The organism is Desulfobacula sp. (genome assembly GCF_030611305.1).
Taxonomy (GTDB): domain Bacteria; phylum Desulfobacterota; class Desulfobacteria; order Desulfobacterales; family Desulfobacteraceae; genus Desulfobacula.
On the sequence record NZ_JAUWQB010000042.1, the window covers coordinates 1 to 20605 of the forward strand.

Sequence of the window (20605 nt, forward strand, 5' to 3'; positions counted from 1 at the left end):
TTAACCCTGTCTGCTTCACGGCTGTCTTTGACTTTAAGGAATCGTTTTGACAGTATTTTTCTTAAGCCTGTAAAGCCCAGGTGTTTTTTAATATGCACTGGTATTTGCTTTGTCATATTGTAACATGCTGAAAATATACAATATTTTTAAGACAAAATCTAGGCTTATTTTTCTCCTGTAATATCAATAACTTACGTGAGATTTGGGCAATAGTTTACGAAAAAAATATTTACCTTTTAATGGAAAACCATACTGACGCATGAAAAAAATCCTCACCGAGAATTGCTGATGAAATAATTTTATGAAAACTTAAATATAAATAATATCTTCCCTGAAATTATTGAGTTTTTCAACACCATTTTCTACCCCGGCTGATCCCTGACCAAAAGCAAATTTCGGTTCCAGGACAAAGGTCATACCCCCCTCCAATAAAAGAATTGTACAAACGGAAAAAACAAGAATTTTATATTACTATAACAGCTTAGTGTTTGGTGTTAAATAAATTCATGGCAGCGGTGACACCATTTTCAAGGATATAAAGGCAGGCATCCCTCGCAGTGTCGATACAATGATCCAGTATTTTTATTTCATCAGGAGAAAAATGCCCCAGGACATGCCCTGTTACATCCTCTATTGATCCGGGATGGCCCACCCCTACTCGAATCCGGATGCAATCCTTTTTGCCGAAAGCATCCATAATGGATCGCACCCCGTTATGTCCGCCATGTCCACGGCTTTTAACAATTTTAATTTTCCCGAAAGAAAGATCTATATCATCATGAACAATAATGATATCTTCCATACCGACTTTATAATATGAGGCAAATTTATGGATGGGAAACCCACTTTTGTTCATATAGGTTAAAGGCTTTACAAGGAAAACTTCTCTGTCTTTAATCCTTGCTTTCACATACTCAGAATCAAAACGGGATTTATTAATGGTAAGGCGGAATTTTGAAGCCAGTGCTTCAACGACTAAAAAGCCGATATTATGACGGGTCCGGGCATAATTTTTACCTGGATTGCCCAGGCCCGCTATAATTTTAAATTTCAAATCCGACATCTACAATGAAATTACTCTTCGGAAGTCTCTTCATCAGCAGGAACAGCTTCAACTTCTCCCTCTTCCATGAGTTCGTCTTCTTCTTCAACTTCTTCCTCTTCAACAGTCGGCGCTACAATTGTGATTATTGTAAAATTAACTTCATGGGGAATTTCAACATTTTCACCCAGATCAATATCCTCCACATGAACTGCATCACCCACATCAAGGTTGGTAATATCAATCTGGATAGTGTCCGGCGCATCAGACGGCTTACAAACCACATCAAGCTCACGCCGAATAAGCTGGAGAAGCCCTCCTTCTTTTACGCCTTTGCTTTCGCCAATAGTTTCTACAGACACACTTATTGTAACCGTGGCATCCATATCAATCTCATGCAAATCAATATGCAGATAGTTCAAACCAAAGGTGTCCATCTGCATATCCTTGAGCATGACGCTCTTTTTCTTCCCAGAATCTCCTTCAATATTGAGATTGAAAAAAAGACCCTTTGAACCATGTTTCCTGATAATTTTAATAAAATCTATTGTATTAATGGAAAGCATTTCAGGATCTGCCTTTGCCCCGTAGACAATCGCAGGTATGGCATTATTTCTTCTTAATTTTCTGGCAGCGCCTTTACCACTTAATTCTCTTGATTTTGCGTTTAATTCAATTAATTCCAATGTTTTCTCCTCCGTAACTGCATGCATGCATGCTTAAAAACTAATATATACTTATTTTATACAAATAGAGAGTTTACAGAATCACCCCTGTAACTACGCATAATCGCTTCACCAACCAGTTTGGCAATGGATAGCGTCTCAATTTTGTCACATTGTTTTGCTTCTTCAGACAAAGGGATGGTATCTGTTACAACAAGAGAACTTAAAGATGATTTGTTGATTCGATCAATAGCCGGCCCTGAAAGCACTGGATGCGTACAATACGCATGAACCTCTTTTGCACCCTTTTCCACGATAACACTTGCAGCCTCTGTCAATGTCCCTGCCGTATCAACCATATCATCAAGGATGATAGCTATTTTATCTTCAACATCCCCTATAATTGCCATGGCTTTTGCCTTATTTGGCGCACTTCTTCTTTTATCAATAATGGCAAGGCTTGCATTCAACCGCTTGGCATATGCCCTTGCCCTCTCAACACCGCCGGCATCGGGTGATACAACAACCAGCTTTTCTGGATGACGGGTTTTAATATCATCAATTATGATCGGAGCAGCATAAAGGTTATCCACCGGGCAATTAAAAAACCCCTGAATCTGCCCGGCATGCAGATCCATTGTTATCACCCTGTGAACACCTGCGTTCTCAAGAAGGTCTGCAATTAATTTGGCACTGATGGGAACCCTGGGAGATACTTTTTTGTCCTGCCGTGAATACCCGAAATAAGGAATAACCGCAGTAATTCTACTTGCAGAAGACCGCTTAAAAGCATCAATCAAAAGCAACAACTCAACTATATTGTCGTTTACAGGTTTACAAGTAGATTGTATTACAAAAATTTCCTGTTTTCTGACATTCTCCTGAATTTCAACCTGGGTCTCTCCATCACTGAAACGGTCGACTTTCAATCTTCCCAACGGTTTTGCAAGATATTCCGAAATCCTGTCCGCAAGGATTAAATTCGAATTACCCGCAAAAATTGACAAGCCATTCATATCAAATCTCTTTTTTTCAAATTATTAAAATATGGCTGGGGCGAGAGGATTCGAACCTCTGAATGCAGGGATCAAAACCCTGTGTCTTGCCACTTGACGACGCCCCAGTACAATTAAACTCACAATTTTTACTTAAACGAGGAGAGAAATACTTTTCTTTTGCTCTTGGCCCACTTTTTCAAGAGCCTTTCATAGCCCTTGTTTGCATTTTCTCGGGCTGAAAAAAGAGCAAAAAGAGACGAGCCGCTTCCCGTCATACCCACTCTTCTTTTCAGCAACAACTCCATCTCTTCTTTTATTTCTTTGATCTCAGGATAGAGCCTGCACGCCGATTCTTCAAGGTCATTGTGCATCTGATCCCTTACATCAAATTCCTGCCCCCGTAAAGGTACATTCAAACCAGTCTTCTTATTATATTTTTGATTTAATGTCAATCTAAAATCAATATTTTTATATACGTTGGCTGTTGATGCAAAAATCCCCGGATCACATAAAACAAGATGATACGGTCTCAAATTTAGCGCTTTTTCAAGCCTTTCTCCAATGCCTTTAGCAATTGCCGGGCTTCCAAAAATAAAGAAGGGGACATCTGCGCCAAGGTTCAATCCCATTTTCATCAGTTCTGCCTTTGAAAAAGGCATTTTGTACCGAGCGTTCAAAGCAATTAAAACTGCCGCTGCATTGCTGCTTCCACCGCCCAGTCCCCCACCCGGTGGAATTCTTTTTATGATTTCAATGGAAAGATCTTTTTTTTCTTCACAGCCGTTTATTTTCAAAGAATGATAAAACAATACCGCTGCTTTATAGGCAAGATTTGATTCATCTTCCGGCACATCCGGATGATCACAGGCAATTGACAAATTTTTTTTTGAAAAATCAATATAAATATCATCACACAAATCGATCTGTGTCATCAAAGAATAAAGATTATGATACCCATCCTTTCGTCTGGAGGTAACATATAAAAACAGGTTTATCTTTGCAAAGGATTTAACCTTTTTTATCAAGCTTTTGCCTCAACAAAGGCCATCCTGAGTTCACTGAGCAGCACCTTGAGCAGGTTGTTTTCTTCCTCGGTTAAATTCCCTTTGGTTTTTTCTTCCAGCATGGCGATCATATCTATGGTGTGCTTTGCAAGGCCAAGGTTAATGGATTTTTTTCCTGTTGACGGTTCTTCAACCTTGCCAAGCTGAACCAGTCCTGATGAGTATAATGACAAAATAAAGCTTGAAAAATCAATTTTTAACGGGTCTTCTGTCCCTGAAGGGGCATCATTCATTGTAAAACCGTTTCCCTCATCCATTTTCTTTCTCCTTGAATAAATTTCTTATTCTAATGTCCATTGAACATCAAAGTGATCTTTTGTCACTGATACAAGGTATCCGTCAAAATAAAAATTTTCAACTAAATATTTTTCATCTAAATACTGAACAACTAAATTTTCATCATCAACAACCGTTTTTATTTTTACTTTTGACAGTCCTTTGATCCCATCTGTTGTTTTTTTTAATACGGCTTCTTTTGCTGTAAATACTCTAAAAAAAATTGTGTTTTTATCCTGATTCCTGAAATGCACCTCCTCTTCCGGTTCAATAATTCTTTCAAATAAAGCATCAGAAACCTCTTTAATCCGCTCCAGGTCAATTCCAATTTTTCCTGTTGAGACAACCCCGGCCACATAATCCGGTTTATGACTGACAGACCAGTATACACCATTTGATGGCTTGGGGACTCCCAAAGCATCCTTCTCAAATATGTCCCCATGATGCTTTGACTTTAAGCCGGAGCTCATCGCACTTTTCCTGGCAAACTGACTTAAGGCAGCAACTTTCTTTTTTCCTTTCAGAACTTTAATCGTTTCAGGCACCTTTGTAATGACCGGATATAAAAAAATAATCAGCTCTCCTCATTTTCCAGTTGAATAATAATATCTGCGACGGTTGCACCTTCTCCTTCCTCGTGTACAAACAGGGGATTAATATCCAGCTCTTTTATCATGGGATGATTATCTGCCATGGCTTTTAACGAAACAATATGTTTTTCTATGGTTTCAATATCTGACGGTTCCTCTCCTCGCAATCCTTTAAGAATCGGATATCCCTTAACGCTCTTAACCATTCTTCTTGCCACGTTCCGACCCATGGGGGATAACCTGAAGGCAACATCTTTATAGACCTCAACAAATATACCGCCCAATCCAAACATGACGGCATGCCCAAAAACAGGATCTTTTGATAATCCCAATATCACTTCTTTCCCTTTAGGAACCATTTTCTGAATCAAGACGCCCTCTATTTGTGCATCAGGATTATAGGCCTTTGCTTTTTCCATGATGATTTCAAAAACCTTTTTTACGCCTCCGCCATCCTCAATCCCGACAACAACACCGCCGGCATCGGTCTTATGCAGAATATCAGGAGACACGATCTTCATGACAACCGGGTAACCCATCTGGTCTGCAATTTTACAGGCCTCTGTCTTATTTTTAGACAAAGCCATGGGAAGGGTTTTGAACCCGTAACACTTAAGGAGTTCATTCCCTTCCAGCTCGCCCAAAACCATTTTGCCTTCTTTCAAATTTTTTTCTATAATCTCTTTTGCTTTAGCCGTATCATACTCCAGCTCAAACTGTGGTAAAATTTTTCTGAAAAGCCACTTCATTCCTTCCCTTAAAGCGCCTAAAGATCTGGCAGCACTCTCCGGAAACTGATAAACGGGTATTTTATGCTTCTGCAAAATTTTAACGCCATCCGACACATCCACGACCCCCATAAACGAGCAAACGATGGGTTTTATACTGTTCCTGGCAATATTCACAATGGCTTCAGCAGTACCAATGGCATCGGTCATGGATTGAGGCGTTAAAATAATCAAAGCCGCATCCACTCCATGGTCACTTAATACAATGGTCAATGTGTTTTCATACCGATCTTTAGCTGCATCTCCGATTACATCCACAGGATTTTGGAAATTGGCTGTGGCCGGCAGATATTTTTTTAATTCTTTAATGGTATCTTCTGAAAATTGGGCAAGCTTCAACCCGGATTGTTCACTCATGTCTGTAGCAATAATACCGGGTCCGCCTGCATTTGTGATAATGGCAATCTTATCGCCTGTCGGATATTTATTGGCAGCAAATGCCTGGGCATAATCAAACAATTGATTGACTGATACACAACGTAAGATTCCAGACATGGTAAAAATCGCATCATACAAAGCATCAGAGCCTGCAAGGGCTCCTGTATGAGAAGCGGCAGCCTTTGCACCGGCATCTGAAGAACCTGATTTTATGGCAATCACATGGGTTGGGTTGGTTCCCGAAGTCATCTCTCTGACTTCTGATATAAATTCTTCTGCGCTCCGTGAAAGCTCTTCCATATATATCATGACCACATCTGTATCAGGGTCATTGTGATAATACCTTAATAAATCCAGTTCATCCACATCCGCCTTATTGCCAATCGAAATGAACTTTGAAAAACCAAATCCTTTGTCTGCCGCATAATCAAGCACAGCCGTACAAAGTGCTCCACTTTGAGAAATAAATGAAACATTTCCGGGGGCGGGCATTCGTGCTGAAAAGGAAGCATTCAACGATACTTTTGGAGATGGATTAATCACTCCCAGGCAATTCGGCCCCACCAGCCTTACTTTGGCACTGGCGCACAAGGTCTTGATTTCTTTTTCAATCTGAGCCCCTTCGCCGCCCACCTCTTTAAAACCGGCAGAGACAATCACTATCCCTTTGACACCCTTTGCAATACAATCTTCTACCGCCCGCAAAGCAGGTTTCGGGGGAAGAATAATCATACCCAGATCAATGGGATCAGGAATATTTTTTATACTGGTGTAGCACTTGACGCTTGATACGGATTTTGCTTTTGGATTAACCGGATAGAGGGTTCCCGTATATCCTCCGGATAAGATATTGGCAAAAATATCATGCCCAACCTTTCCTTTTTGAGTTGATGCCCCTATAACGGCTATGGTTTCAGGTGCAAATATTGCATCCAACCTATCCATTCTTCCCCCTTTATATATCCAAGGTAATTTTGTTTTTCATTTAAGATATATCAAAGAATTTATCTGTTCATATTATCATCTTATAAAACAATTTTCTACTATTTGGTTTTCATGCTGCAGGGTATTATCTAAACTCCAAAGGAAAGTCAGGGGCAAAGAGCCCTGATACTGTTGAAGATCATCTAAAATAAGGTTTTATATATTTTGGTACCTTTCAGAATAATTGATGTTGTGAATTTGTAAAAGTTTTTCAAAGTGTCTATACACTTTAATCTGAAAGAATGGCTTATGCTGCTGATTTGCTCAATCTCATTGACAACGGTTCTGTGTTCAGCTATCCGGGCTAAATCGTGGAGGGATGCCGCCTACAACAGCTTCATAATACCGGTAAAGGGTTTTTTCCCCCAGCAATTCATCCACCTGGCGCTGAATGGCCATGCGTTCCTCGCTGTGCATCCATTTGTTCCAGTCCTCAAGGGAATTCCAAGTGCTGATGATTAGATACTCCCCTTCACAGTCTAAACAACTGAAGGTTTGATCGGTCAGAAAACCAGGCTGAACCGTTGCTCGGGATCTGAGTTGCACGATCAAAGGGGCTAATCGGCCTGCCATAGTCTCATCCTTTACGGATCGTCTGATAATAATGGAAACTGCCATAATGTGCTCCTTTTTTTAAACAATGATTGTTTGATAAAAAAGTGTTGACACAGACTGCAGCATAAACAATCGAAAGATACTGGTGATGAAGAAATTGACAATTCAGTTTCAATTGGGTGATATAATATTTTTCACCTTATCAATTTGTCTAATTTGTTGTCAATCTGTAATCAAAATTTCATGAGGATAATTATCTGCTGGGAGAATGCAAAAAAAAATTGCCGGGATCAACTATTATTGATCCCGGCAATTGGCTATCTGCTCTTATTGTTTAGATTACTCCAACAATATTAAAGACTTAATTTTGCTGATCTCAATGTATTTTTCATGAGCATGGCAATGGTCATGGGTCCTACGCCGCCCGGAACTGGTGTAATTTTTCCTGCAATCTTTTTGGCTGCTTCAAAATCAACATCACCTTTAAGAATGGCTTTTCCGGTTTTTTCATTCATGCCCACTCTGTTTACACCAACATCAATAACGGTTGATCCCGGTTTGATCCATTCAGGTTTTACAAGATCAGGAACGCCGGCTGCTACGATAAGGATATCTGCCCTTTTACAATGGGAAGCAAGATCTTTGGTCCGAGTATGAACTATTGTTACGGTGCTGTTGGCTCCCACACCTTTTTGTACCATCATCATGGCAATGGGTTTACCCACAATATTGGATCTTCCCACAACAACAACTTCCGCGCCTGAGGTTTCAGTGCCTGATCTTAAGATCATCTCCTGAATACCTGCAGGGGTGCAGGGATGGAATCTTGCTTCGTCACCACCGATCATAAGCCGCCCCACATTAACCGGATGAAACGCATCCACATCCTTATCCGGATTGATGGCAGTCAATACTTTTTTGTCATCAATTTGTTTAGGTAAAGGCAACTGAACCAGAATCCCATGAATAGCAGGGTCATTATTATATTTATCAATCAAGCCTAAAAGATCTTCTTCGGAGATATCTTCCGGCTGGTCATCCTGTATTTCATGAAAACCAAGACTGATGGCAGTCTTGACCTTAAGTGTAACATAGCTGATTGACGCAGGGCTTGATCCCACAAGAATTGTTACAAGACCCGGCACAATGCCATGTTTTTCTTTCATCTGATCAACTTCCTCTTTGACCTCAGCGAGGATAGCCTTTCTTATTTCAGTTCCGCTAATAATTTCAGCAGTCATTTATAAACCTCCATATAAAAAATTTAACTGGAAACAATAATTTTTTGAACGCTAACCGGGCTTAAATAAATCTATTATTTAAGCCCGGCAATAAAAGTTTCAAAAATTGAACTATTTTTGAAACTTGTTAGAATACACCCTGTACTTTCCCGGTCTCCACATCTACATCAACCCGTTTAAAGGCAGGATTTGAGCCCGTGCCCGGCATCAGGCTGATGGCGCCTGCAACAGGAACAATAAAACCTGCGCCGCCATAGGTAAGGACTTCTCTTATGGCCAATCTCCAGTCTGTTGGAACTCCTTTAAGAGCAGGGTTGTCAGAAAGAGAAAGATGAGTTTTAACCATACACATACCCATTTTTGCAAGCTCGGGATCAGCCTGGATTCTGTCAATAGCCACATTTGCTTCATTGGAATAATCAACACCATCAGCACCATAAACTTCCTTGGCAATAAGATCAATTCTCTCTTTAATTGGCATATCAAGCTCATAAAGAAATTTAAATTCGGACTTTTCTTCACAAGCCGCAACAACAGCTTCTGCAAATTCAATAGCACCGTCACCACCATGCTCCCAATGACGGGAAAGAGCAACTCTTGCGCCTTCTGCTTCACAAAGCTCACGAACTTTTGCAATTTCAGCATCTGTATCTGTATAAAATGCATTAATACATACAACAGGAGAAATACCTGCTTTTCTGACATTTTTTATGTGATGAATAAGGTTGGCACATCCTTTTGCAACCCAATCAACATTTTCTGAATTATATTCTTCAGGCATTGGTTTACCAGGTACAGGTACAGGTGCGCCACCATGGCATTTAAGTGCTCTGATTGTTGCAACAACAACTGCACAATCTGGTATGAGACCTGAATAGCGGCATTTAAGATTCCAGAATTTTTCAAATCCGATGTCCGCACCAAAACCTGATTCTGTAACATGGTAATCAGCAAGTTTCAGACCAACTCTGTCTGCAATAATGGAACTCTGACCAATGGCTATATTTGCAAAAGGTCCTGCATGAACTATAACCGGCTGACCTTCAAGAGTCTGTATTAGAGATGGATTCAACGCGTCCACCATCCATGCTGTCATGGCACCTGCAACCTGAAGATCTTCAGTTGTAACAGGTTTACCTTTTTTAGTATATGCAACAACGATTTTACCCATTCTTTCACGCATATCTTTAAGATCTGTTGCAACAGCAAGAATCGCCATAACTTCTGAAGAGACTGCAATACCGAATTTTGATTTCATCATGAAACCATCAGCTTTACCATTTACACCGTCAATACCAATAATAATGTTTCTCAAAGACTGGACACAAAAATCCATGATCCATCCCATTTCTACTTTTGTGGGATCAATATCCAGTCTTTTCATCCCGGACAGTCTTTCAAGCTGTTCATCAGTATAGTTTCTTTCATGCTGCAAGCGGGAAGTCAACGCAACCATTGCAAGGTTATGTGCATTCATGATGGCGTTGATATCACCTGTGAAACCCAAAGAAAAAGGTGTAAGAGGAATACATTGGGCAAGACCACCACCTGCAGCTGAGCCCTTAATGTTCATTGTAGGACCGCCAGATGGCTGACGGATAGCTGCGCAAACATTTTTCCCGATTTTCCCAAGACCCTGAACAAGTCCCATGGCTGATGTTGATTTACCTTCACCAAGAGGGGTTGGTGTAACTGCGGTCACATTAATGTATTTTCCGTTTGGTTTATCTTTAAGACGATCAAGTACTGCTCTAAAATCCATTTTTGCAATATAGTGACCCTGAGGAAGAAGTTCTTCTTTTGTAAGCCCCAGTTTTTCACCAATTTCATAGATTGTAAGCATTGTTTTTTCTGCATCTTCTGCGATTTCCCAGTCTAGATGTTTGGTTGGATCTAATGCCATGATTTACTCCTTAATTGCTGTTGACTCGAAAAATGAGTCGTTAAAAATAAAGTACCGATGAAACCAATATATACATTTTTGGTCATAAAAATTCTAATTGCATAATCTACCTATTAAATAAAAAATAAAAAATCAACTTTTTTCGCCTATACAACTTAAATTTATTAATTAAATTCCATTCAGTGAGATACCACATTGTAGGCAACCTTCACGGAATCTCAGTTCTATTGGGGGGTTTGACGATTAAGTCACAAAATCATTAAATTTACTCGTCTATTGACAAAAAACCATACAAATTATAAGTCATATCCTGTTATCAACAAATTAAGAAATGATAAGGGCACCTAAATGGGAAGATACTTCAAGTTAGTGTTACCTGGGTTTGATTTAGCTGTTCCATTATTTATTTGTCCTTTTCTGATAACGTCCTGTCAGTTTAATCTTAACCCCCCCCAATTCATAACTATCTTTAGGAGGTAAAAGTGGGATTTGAAATAACCAAAGAAACCTATGCCGGCAGTATCAAAGGCATCACCATAGGAAAAGGTGACAATGCCCTTACCGTCGGCGGACAAACCAGTTATCCTTTTTACCAGTTTGAAGGTGAAATGCCCAACAAGCCCATCATTGCGATGGAAATCTGGGATATGGAACCCGAAGACTGGCCGGAAGCTGCCCTTGCACCATTTAAGGACGTTGTGTCTGATCCTGCTGCATGGGCAAAAAAATGCGTGGACGAATACGGTGCACAGGCCATTGTTCTGCAACTGAAAAGCACGGATCCCAATGACAAAGATGCGGGCGCTGACGATGCAGCTGCAACAGTTAAAAATGTCTTAGGCGCGATCAACGTTCCCCTTATTATCTGGGGTTGTGCAGTCCCTGCCAAAGACGAAGAAGTATTAAAAAAGATTTGTGAAGTATGTGAAGGTGAAAGTCTGATTCTTGGCCCGGTTGAAGAAAAAAACTACAAAGGTATCGGTGCGGCTGCCATGGGATATGGCCACACTGTCATCTCTTCTTCTCCCATTGATGTCAACCTTGCAAAACAGGTAAACATTCTTCTTGAAAACCTGGGCTTTTCCCTTGACAATGTTATTGTTGACCCCACAACCGGTGGACTGGGATATGGACTTGAGTATTCCTATTCTGTGATGGAACGTCTTTCCCAGGCAGCCATGACCCAGGGTGATGACAAGCTCCAGAACCCCATGATCAATAACCTGGGTAACGAGGTCTGGAAATGCAAAGAAGCCAAACAGACCGTAGAAGACGCACCCGAACTGGGTGACCCTGAAAGAAGAGCTGTTCTCATGGAAGCTGTTGGGGCGGTATCATACCTGCTTTCAGGTTCCAGCATACTGATGATGCGTCATCCTGAATCCATCAAACTTGCCAAGGCCTTTATTGGTCTTATTTCCGACGGTGGTTCTGCAATGGATGTTGCCCCTATTACAAAAAGACTGGACGATGTTGAGATTGATTTTGCCAGCATGGCACCTGAAGCGGATCTCACCATTGAAGAAGAGAAAAAGAAAGCCGCTCCTGCTAAAAAGGCTGCTCCTAAAGCTGCTGCAGCGCCGGCTCCTAAAAAGGAAGAGGCAAAAGCCGCTCCCGCTCCTAAAGAAGAAGCACCTGCCGCTCCTGCCGTAGATCCTGAGGCAGATGCCAAAGCAAAGGCTGTAGCCGAGGCAAAAGCTAAAGTAGATGCAGAGGTAAAAGCTGAAGCAGAGGCAAAAGCTAAGGCTAACGCTGAAGCAGAGGCTAAAGCAAAGGCAGAAGCTGAAACAAAGGCAAAGGCTGATGCTGAAGCAAAGGCAAAGGCTGAAGAAGTTGCCAAACGTGAAGCTGAAGAAGATGCAATAAGACAAAAAAGAGCCGAAGAGCAGGCTGAAAGAATAGCAAAGGCTAGCACAACCGAGGATAAAAAGGTTACAATGACAGCAGCCAAAACCCAGAAATCCGGCCTGTCTAAATTTAAGAAAATCAGAAGATAAGGCAGCTGAAGATCTTCAAACCGGGTTTTGGCAAATGCAGAATCAAGGTTTAAGATTTAAAAGCTTTTTTAAAAATTAATGACCGTTTAAATGATAAATTTAGTAACATAATAATATGAGGAGGAACCTCTAATGGCAGAAGAAAAGAAAAAAGTTAAAGCTCCGAAACTGGCAGATCCTGTTGCATCTTCCATAGATGTAGCATCACAGGAGATGATAGCCCGATCCCATGAACTTGGGATTGAAACAATTTTTGACAGAGCCCTTACAATGAAACAATGTGCCATAGGAGTGCAGGGCACATGCTGTAAAAACTGTTCAATGGGTCCCTGTCGTTTACCGCTTCCCAAAGCAGGGATTGAAGGAGAAGATACAAGAAAAGGTCTTTGCGGCGCCACAGCCAATACTATTGCGGCGCGTAATTTTATCCGAATGATCGCCGGCGGCGCAGCTGCCCACTCTGATCATGGACGCTGTGTTGCAGAAATCTTTTTGTCTGCGGCTCGAAAAGAAACAGAAGCTTATAAAATTAAAGATTTTGATAAGCTTATTGAAGTCGCCAAATACCTTGGCGTTGCCACCACTGTTGAAGTGGATGGAGAAGAGCTCGACAGAGACATTGATGAAATCGCAGTTGAAACAGCAGAAGTTGCATTAGGTGAATGGGGCAAGGCTGAAGGAGAAGTCCTGAGCGTGAAGAAAGCGCCCAAAGCCCGCTATGAACTCTGGAAAAAAATGGGCGTGATCCCAAGAAATATTGACAGAGAAATTGTTGAAATCATGCACCGCACCCATATGGGCGTTGACCAGGATTATAAAAACCTTATGAAGCAAGGTACCCGTGCAGCCCTTGCAGACGGATGGGGAGGCTCCATGCTGGCCACTGACATGCAGGATATCCTTTTCGGAACACCCTACCCCCTCCAGTCTGAAGCCAACCTCGGTGTCATGAAAGCGGATCACGTAAACATCGTTATTCATGGTCATGAGCCTGTTTTATCAGAAATGATTATAGCTGTTGCACAGAGCCAAGAGATGATTGATTATGCCAAGAAAAAAGGTGCGGCAGGTATCCAGCTCTCAGGGATCTGTTGTACAGCCAATGAAATGCTTCAGCGTCATGGTGTACCATTATGCGGAACTTTTTTACAACAGGAGCTTGCCATCATAACCGGCGCAGTTGATGCCATGGTTGTTGATATCCAGTGTATCATGCAAAATATTGCTAACGTTGCAAAATGTTTCCATACTCATCTGATCACCACCCATCCCATTGCCAAGATGGAACAGGAAAATGTTATCCATATTGAATTTGATGAACATCATGCAATTGAAGATGCTAAACGAATCGTTAAAATGGCAATTGATAATTTTCAAAACCGTGGTGCAGAAGTAATGATTCCTCAGCACAAAGCACCTCTTGTAGCAGGCTTTGGTGTTGAATCCACAGAATATCATCTTGGGGGATCATTCCGAGGCACTTACTATACTCTAAATGATAACATAATAAATGGACGTATCCGGGGTATTGCAGGCGTAGTTGGATGTAATAATGCCAGGACAAGGCATAATCAAGATCATATAGCGATATGTAAGGAACTGATCAAAAATGATGTGATTGTTCTTACAACCGGATGTACAGCAATAGCATGCGCCATGGAAGGTCTGCTTATGCCTGAAGCTGCTGCAACGCATGCCGGCGCCGGTCTTGCTGAGGTTTGCGAAACAGTTGGTATTCCCCCTATTCTTCATTTAGGTTCTTGTGTTGACAACAGCCGGATTCTTCTTGCGGCAACAGAAGTTGTTAAGGCCGGAGGGCTTGGAAATGACATTTCTGATCTGCCTGTAGCAGGAAGTGCTCCTGAATGGATGAGTGAAAAGGCCATAAGTATTGGTCATTATTTTGTTGCTTCCGGAGTTTATACTATTTTCAGCAACCTGCCCACAACGGGTGCCCCAGTATTCAATGATTATATCTGTAAAGAATTTGAAGAGCTTTACGGCGGTATGTGGGGTGCTGAACAAGATCCTATCAAGCATGCCCATCTCATGATTGCGCATATTGACAAAAAACGTAAAGCGCTCGGTATTGACAAGGCAAGAGACAGGGTTATGATGGATTTTGCTTCACGCCAGGCTCTTTAGGAATAATTTTAAAATTATGTATTGTAAAATTATCATTAAATATAAAATCCTCAACGAAGGAGGAACAAAATGTCAAGATTAATAGCATTTGCTGCCATTCAAGGTGGTTATAAAGTTGTTTCACAGGCTGAAGGAGCGTATAAAAAAGCTCTTGCAACCTATAATGCAGATACCAAAGTAGGATTTCCCAACACCGGGTATTATCTGCCGGTAATCTATTCACTTTTCGGAATCAAGGTTGAAACCCTTGAAGATTTACAGGAACCTCTGGATATAGCACGGGGACTTCTTCCCCCGCATATTAAAAGCAAAAACTGGCTTCCGTTCCTTGGGCCTCTTCTGGACGCAGGAATGGCGGGAATTATATCCTTTGAAGTCATAGAGGCGCTCAGGTATCTTAACGAACCTGATTTTTATCTACATGCAGAAGATCCAGATATTGAGAACGGAAAACTCTGGACCGGCGCTGCAGATGACACCATCTTCAGGAAAAGAGGGGTGGAATTTGTTGATGGCACAGCTCCTGGTTTTGCTGCAATAGTCGGTTCTGCACCCGATCCTGAAACTGCAAAAATGATCATTGAAGATTATCAGCAAAGAGGTCTTTATATGTTCCTGGCTGCAAACCATAACGGTACAACCTTAATCGAGCAGCTTATTGAAGCCGGAGTGCAGGTTGGCTGGAGCACACGAATAGCATGTTTCGGTCCTGATATTTCTTCAGCAGTATTTGCAGCAGGTTTTGCAAACAGGGTTGCAATGGCTTTCGGTGGTGTTCAGCCAGGCGATTATAAAAAAATTCTCATGTACAACAAAGAAAGAGTATTTGCATTTGTTAATGCTCTGGGGGATGTTGGAACCGAATGGGGCGTTGCTGCTGCCGGCTGTGTAAACTGGGGTTTCCCAACAATAGCCGACACCGACATTACCCAAATTCTTCCCACGGGTATCTGTACATACGAGCATGTTGTATCCCCTGTTTCCCATGATGAAATATGCGCAAAATCGGTTGAAGTCCGCGGACTTAAAACTCTTGTTTCCGATGTTGATATTGCATGTTCATTCGGTCCTGCTTACGAAGGTGAACGAGTAAGGGGTGCGGATTTACATGCACAGTGCGGCGGTGGAAAAACCCAGTGCACCGAGCTTGTAAAAATGGCTGCCATAGGTGATATTGAAGATGGAAAGGTTATTCTTGAGGGTCCTGACCTTGACGGTATTAAAGAAGGCGGAACCTTCCCGCTCGGAATCTTTGTACAGATTGCCGGACGTGAATTTCAGACAGACTTTGAACCGATTATAGAAAGACAGATACATCATCTTGTTAACTATATTCAGGGTGTCATGCATATAGGCCAGAGAGATATCTCCTGGGTTCGCATCAGTAAAGCTGCCATTGAAAAAGGCTTTACCCTGAAAGATATCGGTGTGGTTCTCCATGCCAAATTCCACCAGGATTTTGGTAATATTGTTGATAAGGTTCAGATTACCCTTTATACAAAAAAAGCGGATGTTGACAAGCTGACTGCCACAGCCAGATCCAACTACAAGACTCGTGATGCCCGGGTGGATAATATGACAGACGAGGATGTGGAGACTTACTACTCCTGTACGCTCTGCCAGTCTTTTGCTCCCAACCATGTATGTTCGGTAAGTCCTGAAAGAACAGGTCTTTGCGGTGCTTACAACTGGATGGACTGTAAAGCTTCCTTTGAAATCAATCCCACCGGACCGAACCAGCCCATTGAAAAGGGTGAATGTCTTGATACGAAACTTGGTCAGTGGAAAGGTGTTAACGACTTTATATACAAAGCTTCCAGGGGGGCTGTTACCCATTACAACTTCTACTCCATGGTGATTGATCCCATGACAACCTGCGGCTGCTGCGAATGTATCGCTGCCATGCTGCCGGGCTGTAACGGTGTCATGACAGTAGGCCGTGATTACGCAGGCGAGACACCCTGCGGCATGAAGTTTACCACACTTGCCGGTGTTATGGGCGGTGGTGCATCTTCTCCGGGTTTTGTGGGTCATTCCAAGTTCAATATCACTCAAGGTAAATTCATCTTGGGTGACGGCGGTCTTCTTAGAATGGTCTGGATGCCGAAACAGCTCAAAGAGGAGCTGAAGGATCGTATCGTTGCCCGTGGAGAAGCAATGGGTGTTCCGGGTCTCTATGACATGATAGCGGATGAAACCGTGGGTCTGACAGAGGAAGAAATCATGCCCTTCCTCAAGGAAAAAGGTCATCCCGCACTTGACATGGAATCACTTGTTTAATCATTAATAAAACAAAAGGTCCGGCAGCTTTTCACACCAGATTTTCTACTGCCGGACCTTTTTATAAGGTTTTTTAAAACTTAAGGAGAAAAAAATGGCATTAACCGGTATACAGATATTCAAACTCCTGCCCAAGACAAATTGTAAGGAGTGCGGGGTTCCAACCTGCCTTGCCTTTGCAATGAATCTTGCATCCGGAAAGGCGGAGCTGGACGCGTGCCCCTATGTTTCCGACGAAGCAAAAGAACAGCTGGCTGAAGCATCTGCGCCTCCCATCCGCCCTGTTGCGCTGGGTAAAGGTGTGCGCAAAACCACAACAGGCGGGGAAACAGTTCTTTACAGACATGAAAAAACATTTTTCAATCCAACCGTTCTTGCAGCGACTGTATCTTCAGACATTGATGCGGCAGAACTTGATAAAGCCCTTAAAATCTATAATGCATTCCAGTTCGAACGGGTTGGCTTAAATTTAAGACCTGAACTTCTGGTTGTTAAAGATGCGGGTAACGGTGCAGAAGGATTTGCGGCCGTTGCAGGTAAAATCGCCAAAGAATCTGAATTCAATCTGGTATTGATGACACAGGACCTTGCTGTAATGAAAGCCGGCATTGAAGCCGCCGGATTCAAACGACCGCTGCTTTATGCTGCGACTGCTGACAACGTGGATGACATGGGTGCTCTGGCAAAAGACAATGATCTGCCTCTGGCCGTTAAAGCTGATTCTGTTGATGCACTCCAGCCGTTGACAGAAAAACTGACCGGTATGGGACTCAAAGATCTTGTTCTTGATCCGGGCTCAAGAGAAATCAAGCAGGCCCTTGAAGATCAGGTTGCCATCAGGCGAGCTGCCCTTAAAGCTTCCAATAAATCGCTTGGGTTTCCCACCATTACATTCCCGTGTGAGATGGCATCCAACCTTGATATGGAAACCCTTATCGCCGGAATGTTTGTTGCCAAATACGGCGGCATTGTTGTCATGTCTGATTTCAGTTCAGAATCTCTCTTCCCGCTATTACTTGAAAGGCTCAATATTTATACTGATCCTCAAAGACCCATGACCGTAACAGAAGGTATTTTTGAGATTGGCAATCCAGATGAAAATTCTCCGGTTCTTGTGACCACTAACTTTGCATTGACCTACTTTATTGTTTCCGGTGAGATCGAGGCCAGTAGAGTGCCTGCCTGGTTATTGGTCAAAGACTCTGAAGGTCTTTCCGTTCTGACTGCCTGGGCTGCCGGTAAATTTGGCGGCGATGATGTGGGAATGTTTGTTAAAAAGAGCGGAATAATGGATAAGGTAAAACATACTGAACTCATTATTCCAGGGTATGCGGCTGCTATTGCAGGTGATATCGAAGAAGAACTTCCCGGCTGGACTATTACGGTTGGCCCGAGGGAAGCGGCTCACCTGCCGGCATTCCTCAAATCCAAATAAGTCATTAAAAAAGCCGGGACAGTTTCACCGCCCCGGCTTAAAATTTTTAAATATTTAATTTAAAAGGAAAAAAACATGATACTTTTTGGTGAAAGTCTGAACGTCATTTCCAATATCATTGGAAAAGAATTCGGAGAAGCAGATCCAGCCAAACGTAATCCAGTACCCATTCAGGAAGAAGTTGTCAGACAAAAAGAACTGGGAATGGATTATATTGACATTAACTTAGGACCGGCAAAAAAATTCGGTACAGAATTAATGCCCTGGGTTGTTAATGTTGTTCAGGAAGCACTTCCGGGAATGCCCCTGCTTCTTGACTCCTCCAACATTGATGCCATTGAAGCAGGACTTAAAGTGTGCAAACCTGCTGATCAGCCGCACATCATCAATTCTATTATGGCACGACCTGAAAGATATGAAAAAATGGTGCCTCTTGCTGTAGAACATGATGCTGATTTTGTTGCACTGATGTGGGGACCCGATGGTCTTCCAAGGGATGAAAATGAAAGAGCGGCGCTTGCTGTCGAACTCTTATATTTTGCCAATGAAGCCGGAATTGCCAACGAGAGAATCTGGGTTGATGGAATTGTAACGCCTGTCAATATTCAGCAGCAGCAGTTGATGAGCCTGTTGAATTTCCAGATGATGCTGGAAGACATGGCACCGGGTTCCAAATCCACCTGTGGTCTTTCCAATATCTCCAATGGACCTCCAGAACACTTACGTGGCATCTTGAACCAGACCTATATGGTAATGCTTGAAAAATACGGAATGAAATCCGTTATTGCTGATCCCCTTGATAAACAGCAGACCAGCATCGCCAAGGGAGAAAGACAAGATATAGTTGACCTGATCTATGGTATGATGGATGGCAACAAACCGGATATTGCGAGCCTTGATAAAGAAATGCAGGATTATGCAAAAACCTATAAAGTCATTATGGGTGAAACACTCTATTCTGATTCATGGCTTGAAATTTAGACATATTAAGTATTAAGTATTAAAAGCCCCTGCCCTTATTTTAAATAAGGCCGGGGCTTTTTTTATTTCTATTGCCGCTTTCACCTTTATTTTGTAAAAAACAGTCTTATATTTGATTGAAACAAACCGTTTGGGAGGAGTTTAAAAATTGAATGATCAAGCAAAAGATACCTGGTATTATATAATTATTCAGAACCCGGGAATATCCAATGAACAATTTGTGGGCTATACGGACAAAGAGACAAACGCCATTTTTATTCCGGCATTTAAAACCAAAGAAATCGCACAGCAATGCTTTCTTATAATGCCCAAGGATATTATGAATAATAAATATGAAGTTCAGGCCATCATAAAAGAGGACCTGATGGATCAGGCCCAAAAAAATAATTATGAAGTTTTCCTTCTGGATGACAAGGGAAGTATATTAGAAAAAATCACAGGAGACCTGTTTTGAGTTTAAAACTTGCAATCGGCGGCAAAGGCGGTGTCGGAAAAACTACTATCACTTCTTTAATAGCCCGATCCATTGCCGCACTAAATAAAGAGACTAAAGTTATTGCCATAGACGCTGATCCTGTTGCCAATCTTGCGGCAGGTCTTGGCATTGATGAATCAAAACCCATCACTCCGGTTTCAGAACTCTCTGATCTCATTGCAGAGCGAACAGGGGCTACGCCCGGCACAATGGGAGGATTTTTTACCTTAAATCCCAAAGTAGATGACATTCCGGATCGCTTTTCCCTTGAAAAAGATGGGGTAAAGCTGCTTGTCATGGGAACGGTCCAACAGGGTGGGTCAGGATGTATCTGCCCTGAGGCAACCATTTTAAAGGCCTTGATGAACCACCTTGTGCTCGCCCGGAATGAAGTAGTGGTCATGGATATGGAAGCCGGTGTTGAACATCTGGGCAGAGCAACCTCAGGATCTGTGGATGCCCTTATCGTGGTTGTGAACCCGGGAAAAAGAAGCCGGGTGGCGGCAGATAAAATAAGAAAGCTGGGCCATGATATCGGGATAAAAAACATTGTGGTGCTGGGAAACAGGATCAAATCTAAAGAAGATAAAAAACTGATACAGACAAGCATGCCGGATTATGAAATTTTGGGATTTATTCCGGAAATGGAGGAAATTATTCGTTCGGACAGGGATGGGACACGCCCCTTTGATGATATCACCCAGATACCGGAAGAATTAATAGAGATCACGAAAAAACTGATTAAACTGGGTTCTTAAGCAGATTATAGTGTCTGGCAAAAAACCTGAAATTTTTTCGAGCACAAGGC

The 20605-nt window shown here is 42.1% G+C and carries 17 protein-coding genes and 1 tRNA gene; 7 read left to right on the forward strand and 11 right to left on the reverse strand.

Annotated features, from left to right (window positions below; genetic code table 11):
- Window positions 1–481: 481 nt before the first annotated feature.
- From pth to QAI40_RS09645, 11 genes are all read right to left on the reverse strand, one after another.
- Window positions 482–1063, reverse strand: coding sequence for an aminoacyl-tRNA hydrolase (gene pth, locus QAI40_RS09595; protein ID WP_299983495.1), 582 nt, complete (start codon window positions 1061–1063; stop codon window positions 482–484).
- A gap of 11 nt (window positions 1064–1074) precedes the next feature.
- Entirely contained in the window at window positions 1075–1728 is a 654-nt protein-coding gene (locus tag QAI40_RS09600) for a 50S ribosomal protein L25 (RefSeq protein WP_299983497.1), read from the reverse strand.
- A gap of 56 nt (window positions 1729–1784) precedes the next feature.
- A complete protein-coding gene (locus QAI40_RS09605) occupies window positions 1785–2723 on the reverse strand; it encodes a ribose-phosphate diphosphokinase (protein ID WP_299983499.1) in 939 nt (312 codons plus the stop codon).
- A gap of 32 nt (window positions 2724–2755) precedes the next feature.
- Window positions 2756–2830: transfer RNA gene (locus QAI40_RS09610), tRNA-Gln, on the reverse strand.
- Window positions 2831–2851: 21 nt separating this feature from the next.
- On the reverse strand, window positions 2852–3730 hold the full coding sequence (gene ispE, locus QAI40_RS09615) for a 4-(cytidine 5'-diphospho)-2-C-methyl-D-erythritol kinase (protein WP_299983501.1): 879 nt from the start codon (window positions 3728–3730) through the stop codon (window positions 2852–2854).
- Window positions 3727–4026: a DUF1844 domain-containing protein gene (locus tag QAI40_RS09620; RefSeq protein WP_299983503.1), complete on the reverse strand. Its 300-nt coding sequence runs from the start codon at window positions 4024–4026 to the stop codon at window positions 3727–3729. The genes ispE and QAI40_RS09620 overlap by 4 nt, the downstream gene beginning before the upstream one ends.
- 24 nt (window positions 4027–4050) lie before the next feature.
- The gene (locus QAI40_RS09625; RefSeq protein ID WP_299983505.1) at window positions 4051–4515 is read right to left on the reverse strand and encodes a 4'-phosphopantetheinyl transferase family protein; all 465 of its coding nucleotides are present in this window, start codon (window positions 4513–4515) and stop codon (window positions 4051–4053) included.
- Window positions 4516–4619: 104 nt separating this feature from the next.
- Entirely contained in the window at window positions 4620–6746 is a 2127-nt protein-coding gene (locus QAI40_RS09630) for an acetate--CoA ligase family protein (protein ID WP_299983507.1), read from the reverse strand.
- Window positions 6747–7076: 330 nt separating this feature from the next.
- Window positions 7077–7403 carry an antibiotic biosynthesis monooxygenase family protein gene (locus QAI40_RS09635; RefSeq protein WP_299983509.1) on the reverse strand — a complete coding sequence of 109 codons (327 nt, stop codon included), beginning with the start codon at window positions 7401–7403 and terminating at the stop codon, window positions 7077–7079.
- Window positions 7404–7693: 290 nt separating this feature from the next.
- On the reverse strand, window positions 7694–8581 hold the full coding sequence (gene folD, locus QAI40_RS09640; protein WP_299983511.1) for a bifunctional methylenetetrahydrofolate dehydrogenase/methenyltetrahydrofolate cyclohydrolase FolD: 888 nt from the start codon (window positions 8579–8581) through the stop codon (window positions 7694–7696).
- Window positions 8582–8708: 127 nt separating this feature from the next.
- Window positions 8709–10484, reverse strand: a complete 1776-nt coding sequence (locus tag QAI40_RS09645; RefSeq protein WP_299983513.1) for a formate--tetrahydrofolate ligase — start codon at window positions 10482–10484, stop codon at window positions 8709–8711.
- A 482-nt stretch (window positions 10485–10966) separates the two neighbouring features.
- On the opposite strand from QAI40_RS09645, the gene QAI40_RS09650 reads away from it, so the two are divergent.
- The 7 genes from QAI40_RS09650 (at window position 10967) to QAI40_RS09680 (ending at window position 20555) form a co-directional block, all read left to right on the forward strand.
- Window positions 10967–12481 carry an acetyl-CoA decarbonylase/synthase complex subunit delta gene (locus QAI40_RS09650; protein ID WP_299980697.1) on the forward strand — a complete coding sequence of 505 codons (1515 nt, stop codon included), beginning with the start codon at window positions 10967–10969 and terminating at the stop codon, window positions 12479–12481.
- Window positions 12482–12613: 132 nt separating this feature from the next.
- On the forward strand, window positions 12614–14626 hold the full coding sequence (gene cooS / locus QAI40_RS09655; protein WP_299980699.1) for an anaerobic carbon-monoxide dehydrogenase catalytic subunit: 2013 nt from the start codon (window positions 12614–12616) through the stop codon (window positions 14624–14626).
- 69 nt (window positions 14627–14695) lie between these two features.
- Entirely contained in the window at window positions 14696–16906 is a 2211-nt protein-coding gene (acsB, locus tag QAI40_RS09660) for an acetyl-CoA decarbonylase/synthase complex subunit alpha/beta (protein ID WP_299980701.1), read from the forward strand.
- Between the two features lie 94 nt (window positions 16907–17000).
- Window positions 17001–18341 carry an acetyl-CoA decarbonylase/synthase complex subunit gamma gene (gene acsC / locus QAI40_RS09665; protein ID WP_299980703.1) on the forward strand — a complete coding sequence of 447 codons (1341 nt, stop codon included), beginning with the start codon at window positions 17001–17003 and terminating at the stop codon, window positions 18339–18341.
- A gap of 75 nt (window positions 18342–18416) precedes the next feature.
- Window positions 18417–19322 carry a dihydropteroate synthase gene (locus QAI40_RS09670; RefSeq protein ID WP_299980705.1) on the forward strand — a complete coding sequence of 302 codons (906 nt, stop codon included), beginning with the start codon at window positions 18417–18419 and terminating at the stop codon, window positions 19320–19322.
- A gap of 148 nt (window positions 19323–19470) precedes the next feature.
- Window positions 19471–19776, forward strand: a complete 306-nt coding sequence (locus QAI40_RS09675) for a hypothetical protein (RefSeq protein ID WP_299980706.1) — start codon at window positions 19471–19473, stop codon at window positions 19774–19776.
- Entirely contained in the window at window positions 19773–20555 is a 783-nt protein-coding gene (locus tag QAI40_RS09680) for an ATP-binding protein (RefSeq protein WP_299980708.1), read from the forward strand. The genes QAI40_RS09675 and QAI40_RS09680 overlap by 4 nt, the downstream gene beginning before the upstream one ends.
- The last annotated feature ends 50 nt before the right edge of the window (window positions 20556–20605 follow it).

What these genes read in the sequence shown, in the direction of transcription:
- pth (WP_299983495.1), bottom strand. Translation starts at nt 1,063, where the DNA reads ATGTCGGATTTGAAATTTAAAATTATAGCGGGCCTGGGCAATCCAGGT.
- QAI40_RS09605 (WP_299983499.1), bottom strand. Translation starts at nt 2,723, where the DNA reads ATGAATGGCTTGTCAATTTTTGCGGGTAATTCGAATTTAATCCTTGCG.
- QAI40_RS09620 (WP_299983503.1), bottom strand. Translation starts at nt 4,026, where the DNA reads ATGGATGAGGGAAACGGTTTTACAATGAATGATGCCCCTTCAGGGACA.
- QAI40_RS09625 (WP_299983505.1), bottom strand. Translation starts at nt 4,515, where the DNA reads ATGAGCTCCGGCTTAAAGTCAAAGCATCATGGGGACATATTTGAGAAG.
- QAI40_RS09630 (WP_299983507.1), bottom strand. Translation starts at nt 6,746, where the DNA reads ATGGATAGGTTGGATGCAATATTTGCACCTGAAACCATAGCCGTTATA.
- QAI40_RS09635 (WP_299983509.1), bottom strand. Translation starts at nt 7,403, where the DNA reads ATGGCAGTTTCCATTATTATCAGACGATCCGTAAAGGATGAGACTATG.
- folD (WP_299983511.1), bottom strand. Translation starts at nt 8,581, where the DNA reads ATGACTGCTGAAATTATTAGCGGAACTGAAATAAGAAAGGCTATCCTC.
- QAI40_RS09645 (WP_299983513.1), bottom strand. Translation starts at nt 10,484, where the DNA reads ATGGCATTAGATCCAACCAAACATCTAGACTGGGAAATCGCAGAAGAT.
- cooS (WP_299980699.1), top strand. Translation starts at nt 12,614, where the DNA reads ATGGCAGAAGAAAAGAAAAAAGTTAAAGCTCCGAAACTGGCAGATCCT.
- acsB (WP_299980701.1), top strand. Translation starts at nt 14,696, where the DNA reads ATGTCAAGATTAATAGCATTTGCTGCCATTCAAGGTGGTTATAAAGTT.
- acsC (WP_299980703.1), top strand. Translation starts at nt 17,001, where the DNA reads ATGGCATTAACCGGTATACAGATATTCAAACTCCTGCCCAAGACAAAT.
- QAI40_RS09670 (WP_299980705.1), top strand. Translation starts at nt 18,417, where the DNA reads ATGATACTTTTTGGTGAAAGTCTGAACGTCATTTCCAATATCATTGGA.